This is a genomic window from Pseudomonas brassicae (assembly GCF_010671725.1).
GTDB lineage: Bacteria > Pseudomonadota > Gammaproteobacteria > Pseudomonadales > Pseudomonadaceae > Aquipseudomonas > Aquipseudomonas brassicae.
Window position 1 is genome coordinate 1 of the sequence record NZ_JAAHBU010000398.1, and the last position, 6997, is coordinate 6997.

The 6997-nt window shown below is 64.4% G+C and carries 3 protein-coding genes and 4 pseudogenes; 4 read left to right on the top strand and 3 right to left on the bottom strand.

All coding sequences use genetic code 11. The features are described from left to right. Positions 1-413, bottom strand: a pseudogene (locus tag G3436_RS22680) (methyl-accepting chemotaxis protein); the annotation flags it as partial. Positions 414-550: 137 nt separating this feature from the next. Continuing rightward, positions 551-2167 (bottom strand): diguanylate cyclase, encoded by a 1617-nt coding sequence (locus G3436_RS22685; RefSeq protein ID WP_163949732.1) that lies wholly within the window; start codon positions 2165-2167, stop codon positions 551-553. Between the two features lie 282 nt (positions 2168-2449). Between G3436_RS22685 and G3436_RS22690 the strand changes: the two genes are divergently transcribed. The 4 genes and pseudogenes from G3436_RS22690 (at position 2450) to speA (ending at position 6687) form a co-directional block, all read left to right on the top strand. Continuing rightward, a complete protein-coding gene (locus G3436_RS22690; protein ID WP_163949735.1) occupies positions 2450-3523 on the top strand; it encodes a DUF2333 family protein in 1074 nt (357 codons plus the stop codon). Beyond that, positions 3523-4058, top strand: a pseudogene (locus G3436_RS22695) (NUDIX hydrolase). The gene G3436_RS22690 and the pseudogene G3436_RS22695 overlap by 1 nt, the downstream one beginning before the upstream one ends. A 195-nt stretch (positions 4059-4253) precedes the next feature. Continuing rightward, a complete protein-coding gene (locus G3436_RS22700) occupies positions 4254-4625 on the top strand; it encodes a translation initiation factor Sui1 (protein ID WP_163949738.1) in 372 nt (123 codons plus the stop codon). Between the two features lie 149 nt (positions 4626-4774). Continuing rightward, a pseudogene (gene speA / locus G3436_RS22705) lies at positions 4775-6687 on the top strand (arginine decarboxylase). An 89-nt stretch (positions 6688-6776) separates the two neighbouring features. On the opposite strand, the pseudogene G3436_RS22710 reads toward speA, so the two are convergent. Then, a pseudogene (locus tag G3436_RS22710) lies at positions 6777-6997 on the bottom strand (MATE family efflux transporter); the annotation flags it as partial.

A 6997-nucleotide genomic window follows, 5' to 3' on the forward strand; every position in this document is an offset into this window, starting at 1 on the left:
GCCAGTTGTTCGAGGTTGGCGCCCAGCTCGCGCTCGGCCTGCAACAGCAAGGCCTGCGGGTCGCCGGCCAGCTTGCCGGCGGCCAGCAGTTCGTTGCCGCTGAAGGCCTGCAGGGTGTCCAGGCTGGGGCGCACCCGCGCAGCCAGCGCATCGGGCAGGTGGGCCAGTTCCTGCTGCAGGTCGTGGGTGCTTTGCAGGGCGGTGGCGTGGCGCAGGGCATCGCCACTGTTGAGGTAGTCCTGGATGTTGCGTGCCACCTGGTTCTGGAACTGCTGGGACAGTCCCAGGTAGCGCTCCATCAACAGGTACGGTTGCTGCAGGGCGCGCTGCGACCACCACAGGGTCACCCCCAGCGCCAGGCACACGGTTACCAGTAACAGGGTGTTCAGATTGGTCAGCAACTTCAGGCGCATGAGCGGGCTCTGGCAACGGCTGGATGGCAAGTGCCTGAAGTTATTGCGTTTTTATGACGTGGTTATGACGAGCGGGGGCGGTTTCAGGAAAAAGTGGCTATCTAGTGGCCCCTTCGCTGGCTCAGTCGACGCAGCGTTCAGGCTTCGACCCGCTGCACGCAGTTGCGCCCTGCACCCTTGGCCAGGTACAGCGCCTCGTCCGCCGCCGTGGCCATGCTCAGCGCGTCCAGCCCGTCGCTCAACTGCACCACGCCGGCACTGAAGGTGCACGACAGGTCGCGTGGCTGCGCCGGGTAATGGATCTCGGCAAAGCGCCGACGAATCTCATCCAGCACCTTGTGCGCCGCATTCAGGTCGGTGTTGGGCATCACGATGGCGAACTCCTCGCCGCCATAGCGGCCGATGAAGTCGGTCTTGCGCAGGCGCTGCTTGAGGAACAGCGCCAGGCTCTTGATTACCCGGTCGCCCATCGGGTGCCCATGGCTGTCGTTGACCTTCTTGAAGTGGTCGATGTCGAGCATGGCAAAGCTCAGTGGCCGCGCTTCACGGCGTGCCCTGAAGCTGCAGTCTTCCAGCAGTTGCAGGATGTGCGTGTGGTTGTACAGGCCGGTCAGGCTGTCGCGTACCATCCGTGCCTTGAGGTTGCGTGCGCGTGCCGCGCGGTTGCGCACCGTGGTGATCAGGTGGCGCGAGCGAATCGGCTTGGTGAGGAAGTCGTCGCCGCCCTCGCTCATGGCGTCGAGCTGCTTGTCCAGGTCGTCTTCGGCCGACAGGTAGATGATCGGCACGCTCACGTAGCGGTCGTTGTGGCGGATCACCTTGGCCAGTTCGGTGCCGGTGCAGGCCGGCATGTACATGTCGAGGATGATCAGGTCGGGCTGAAAGTCCGCCAGTTCGGCCATGGTCTGGATCGGGTCGGTAAGGGTACGGGTGACGATGCCGGCACTGTTGAGCAGCCGCTCGGTGTGCAGCGCCTGGGCTCGCGAGTCGTCGATCACCAGCACCTTGAACGGTTCGTACTGGGCCACGCTGGTCAGCAGTTCGACTTTCTCCAGCAGGCTGGAGGCCTCCAGTGTACCGGTGAGGAACTCCTGGCCGCCGGCGCGCACGGCCGCCAGGCGTGTCGGGGTATCGGTTTCGTGCAGGCTGAAGAACAGCAGCGGCACGCGCTGGTCGAGCCCTTGCTGGGCCAGCGCGGCCAGTTGCAGGCCCTGGCCCTGCCCGCAGAAGTCCACATCCATGACGATGGCCGAGGGCAGGCGTTCGCTCATCGAGGCCTGGAATGCCTCGGCGCTGTACAGCGCCTCGACCCCCAGGCCAAAGAATTCCAGCTGCTTGGCCAGGCGCTCGGCGCGCTCGTGGTCCTGCAGCATCACGTAGACAGGTTTGCGCAGCGGCGGCAGCGGCGTGCGTTCGAGCTGGTCGCCCTGGCGCAGGCCGGTGCGCGACAGGCGCTGCATCAAGCGGTTGAGCTCGCTGATCAGGTTGCTGCTCAGGCGCGCGCTGTTGGCTTCGACGGCGGCCAGGGTGTGGCCGATGGCATCGGCCAGGTAGCTGTGCTCGGGTTGTTCGAAGCGCTCGGCGTAGCGCTGCAGGCGTATATTGGCCTCGCTCAGTTCGCCAAGGTCGCAGCTGCTCCACTCGCTGCGCTGCAGGCGCTGCCAGATTTCAAGGATTTGCCGTGCCTGGTGAATGACCCGCTGGGCAAAGTGTTGCTTGAGGCGCTCACGATTCGGGTCTTCTGGCTCGCTCATGTCCTGACTACTTCTTATAAGGGTGAGGCAAATCGAGTGATGGCTCTATGCTAGCACCACTTTTCCAGCAATCGGGTGCGTTGCATCAATTAAGCGTGCATGGCGCCAAATTCAGTTCCTGACCCGATAGTCGCTTATGCGAACCGGCGTGCTTGATTTATAGTGCTTGTCTGGCTGCCGACCCCGGCAGCACGTGCCGCTGCCGATTGCCGGCAGGCGTGGGCACGAAGCCGGGGCCCTGCGGTCGAACCCTGGACATGACCTGACAGAAAGGACAACGCCATGCTGGACTGGAAAAACCGTACAGGCAAAGCCGAGGCACGCGAGCGCGTCGACGCCCGTGGCGCGGGCACCCGCAGCTACTTTGGCGGGCTGCTGTTCAGTCGCGCACTGGGCACCCTGATCGGCCTGTACCTGCTGGTGGCGGTGGCCCTGGGCTGGTACTGGAGCCAGGAGCCGGCGCTGTTCCCGGTGCAGCAGAATGCCCAGGCCGCTGCCGAGCGCAACGGTCAGCAGATGGTGATTGGCTACACCACCGTAGAGACCCTCAAGACCGTGGTCGCCACGCTGCTCGACAAGCCCGGTGGCTACATTTCCAACGACCGCTTCCCGCCTGGCCTGTGGATGGACAACATGCCCAGCTGGGAATATGGCGTGCTGGTGCAGGTGCGTGACCTGAGCCGTGCCCTGCGCAAGGACTTCGCCCGTTCGCAGTCGCAGTCGGCCGAAGACGCCGACCTGGCCAAGGCCGAGCCGCGCTTCAACTTCGACAACAAGAGCTGGGTGCTGCCGTCGAGTGAGTCCGAGTACCAGGAAGGCATCAATTCGCTCAACCGCTACCAGAAGCGCCTGGCCTCGCCGGACCAGCAGGGGGCGTTGTTCTACACCCGCGCCGACAACCTCAACAATTGGCTGGGCGACGTCGCCACGCGCCTGGGTTCGCTGTCGCAGCGCCTGTCGGCCAGCGTCGGGCGGGTCAAGCTCAACAGCAGCCTGAAGACCGAGTCGGTGGCGCCGGGCCAGGTCCCGCAGCTGGACGAAGAAGTGGTCGAGACGCCCTGGATGCAGATCGACAACGTGTTCTACGAAGCCCGTGGCCAGGCCTGGGCGCTGTCGCACCTGCTGCGCGCCATCGAAGTCGACTTCGCCGACGTGCTGGCCAAGAAGAACGCCACCGTCAGCGTGCGCCAGATCATCCGTGAGCTGGAAGCCTCGCAAGAGCCGCTGTGGAGCCCGATGGTGCTCAACGGCAGCGGCTTTGGCATGTGGGCCAACCACTCGCTGGTGATGGCCAACTACATTTCCCGGGCCAACGCCGCGGTCATCGACCTGCGTCAGCTGCTGTCCCAGGGCTGATGGCCATCAGTGCAGCCGAGGCCGCCCACCGCGCGGCCTCCGACGTGGAACGCATTGCCTGGGTCGACGAGCACGATCAGTTGCTCGGCGACCTGCCACGGGCCGAAGTGCGCGAGCGCGGCCTGATCGGGCGCGGTACCTACATCCTGCTGTTCAACAGCGCCGGTGAGCTGTGCGTGCACCGGCGCACCCTGAGCAAGGCGATCTACCCCGGCTACTGGGACGTGGCCGCCGGCGGCATGGTGGCGGCCGGCGAGAGCTACGCCGAGTCGGCGCCCGCGAGCTGGAAGAAGAGTTGGGCGTGCGTGGCGTGGCCCTCACCGCGCACGAACGGTTCTTCTTCGACCAGCCGGGCAACCGGCTCTGGTGCGCGGTGTTCTCGGCGGTGTGGGACGGGCCGTTGCGCCTGCAGCCCGAAGAGGTCAGCGAGGCGCGTTTCGTGCCTGTGGCCACGGCCCTGGAGCAGAGCCGCACGCTGCCCTATTGCCCCGACTCGCTGGCGGCGCTGAACCGTTTCGTCGGGCGCCAGGCCTGACGTCGCGAAAGCCATGCAAATTGGCGCAGTTTTGCACTTAGCAATCGGCGCATTTGTGGTTACACTGCGCGGCCTTTTCACCCTGCCACGGCTTGCCCGCGGCAGGTGCGCTGCCCCTGCCAGAGTGGGGCTTCGCGGTCGGTACCTCGCCCCGGGGCATCGACCAGTTTTTGTCCTCAACGCAGAGGATCAAAAGTGGCCAAGAAAGCCGCATCATTCGCCGCCCTCGGTGGCCTGGTGTTTTCCACCGATGCAGGCCGGCATTGCCCGGATTGCAGCAAGCCCGTCGACGCCTGCATCTGCAAGCAGACGCTCATCCCCGAAGGCGATGGCATTGCCCGTGTGCGTCGCGAAAGCAAAGGCCGTGGCGGCAAGACGGTGACCACCATCAGTGGCGTACCGCTGCCCCTGGAGCAACTCAAGGAACTGGCCACCACGCTCAAGCGCCGGTGTGGCACAGGCGGCGCATTGAAAGATGGCGTCATCGAGATCCAGGGCGACCACGTCGAGTTGTTGCTGGCCGAGCTGATCAAGCAAGGTTTCAAGGCGAAAAAATCCGGCGGCTGAGGGCCGCTGCGGGTTTTTTCCCCGGCACTTTCTAAACTCGTTCCCTGGGCCAGGGTCTATGCCTGAACAGGGAAAATCGTCATTTTCATTTTTTACACTGGCCATCACGCTCTGGTCAGTGTTCATGACTTTCTTTATAGGGGACTTCGATGTCCGTACGACGCACACGCAAAGACGATGGCAGCCAATGGACCGTGGCCGACAGCCGCAGTGTTTACGGGATTCGCCATTGGGGCGCGGGTTACTTCGCGATCAATGACGCCGGGCGCGTCGAAGTGCGCCCCAACGGCCCGCAGAGTGCCCCGATCGACCTGTTCGAACAGGTGACGAGCTGCGCAAGAGTGGCCTGTCGCTGCCGCTGCTGGTGCGCTTCCCGGACATCCTGCAAGACCGCGTGCGCCAGCTGACCGGTGCCTTCGACGCCAACATCGCGCGCCTGGAGTACCAGAGCCAGTACACCGCGCTGTACCCGATCAAGGTCAACCAGCAAGAAGCGGTGGTGGAAAACATCATCGCCACGCAGAACGTCTCGATCGGCCTGGAAGCCGGTTCCAAGCCCGAGCTGCTGGCGGTGCTGGCGCTGGCGCCCAAGGGCGGCACCATCGTCTGCAACGGTTACAAGGACCGTGAGTTCATCCGCCTGGCGCTGATGGGCCAGAAGCTGGGCCACAACGTGTTCATCGTGATCGAGAAAGAATCCGAAGTGGCGCTGGTGATCGAAGAGGCCGCCGAGCTCAAGGTCAAGCCGCAGGTAGGCCTGCGTGTGCGCCTGTCGTCGCTGGCGTCGAGCAAGTGGGCCGACACCGGTGGCGAGAAGTCCAAGTTCGGCCTGTCGGCCGCGCAACTGATCTCGGTGGTCAAGCGCTTTGCCGATGCGGGCCTGGACCAGGGCATCCGCCTGCTGCACTTCCACATGGGCTCGCAGATCGCCAACCTGGCCGACTACCAGCACGGTTTCAAGGAAGCCATCCGTTACTACGGCGAACTGCGTGCGCTGGGCCTGCCGGTGGACCATATCGACGTGGGCGGTGGCCTGGGCGTGGACTACGACGGTACCCACTCGCGCAACGCCAGCTCGATCAACTACGACATGGATGACTACGCCGGCGTCGTGGTGGGCATGCTCAAGGAGTTCTGCGACGCGCAGGGCCTGCCGCACCCGCACATCTTCTCCGAAAGCGGCCGTGCACTGACCGCCCACCACGCCATGCTCGTGGTGCAGGTGACCGACGTCGAGAAGCACAACGACGAAGTGCCGGTGATCGAAGACAAGGAAAACCTGCCCGAGACCGTGCAGTGGTTGGCCGACCTGCTGGGCCCGACCGATATCGAGATGGTCACCGAGACCTACTGGCGCGCTACCCACTACATGAGTGACGTGGCCGCGCAGTATGCCGACGGCAAGATCACCCTGGCCCAGAAGGCCCTGGCCGAGCAGTGCTACTTTGCCGTGTGCCGTCGCCTGCACAACTCGCTCAAGGCGCGCCAGCGTTCGCACCGCCAGGTGCTGGACGAGCTCAACGACAAGCTGGCCGACAAGTACATCTGCAACTTCTCGGTGTTCCAGAGCCTGCCGGACACCTGGGCCATCGGCCAGGTGCTGCCGATCCTGCCGCTGCATCGCCTGGACGAAGAGCCGATGCGCCGTGCGGTGCTGCAGGACCTGACCTGCGACTCCGACGGCAAGATCAACCAGTACGTCGACGAGCAGAGCATCGAGACCAGCTTGCCGGTGCATGGCATCAACGAGGGCGAGGACTACCTGCTGGGGATCTTCCTGGTGGGCGCCTACCAGGAAATTCTGGGCGACATGCACAACCTGTTCGGTGATACCGACTCGGTGAACATCTACCAGAACCCCAATGGCAGCGTGTACCACGCCGGCATCGAGACCCACGACACCATCGAGGACATGCTGCGTTACGTGCACCTGTCGCCGGAAGAACTGATGACGCACTACCGCGACAAGTGCGCCAGCGCCAAGATCAGTGCCCGTGAGCGCACGCAGTTCCTGGATGCCTTGCGTCTGGGGCTGACCCGCTCCTCCTACCTGTCCTCCTGACCGCTTTCGCTGGCAAGCCAGCGCCCACAGGGTTTTGTGTGTACCGCCAAACCCTGTGGGAGCTGGCTTGCCAGCGAAGAGGCCATCCGCTATTGCACAAACCACCCATCCCTACGCTGCAACCGCCACCCCATCACCCCCAGCGTCACCGCGCGCAAGCCCATGAACAGCAGAAACCCCAGCCATAGGCCATGGTTGCCCAGCCCGCTGGCGGCATAGGCGAACGGCAGCGCGATCGCTACGCTCAACAGCATCCCGTTGCCGCATCTCGACGCGCCCGCGTGGCGCCGATGAACAGCCCGTCGAGCAG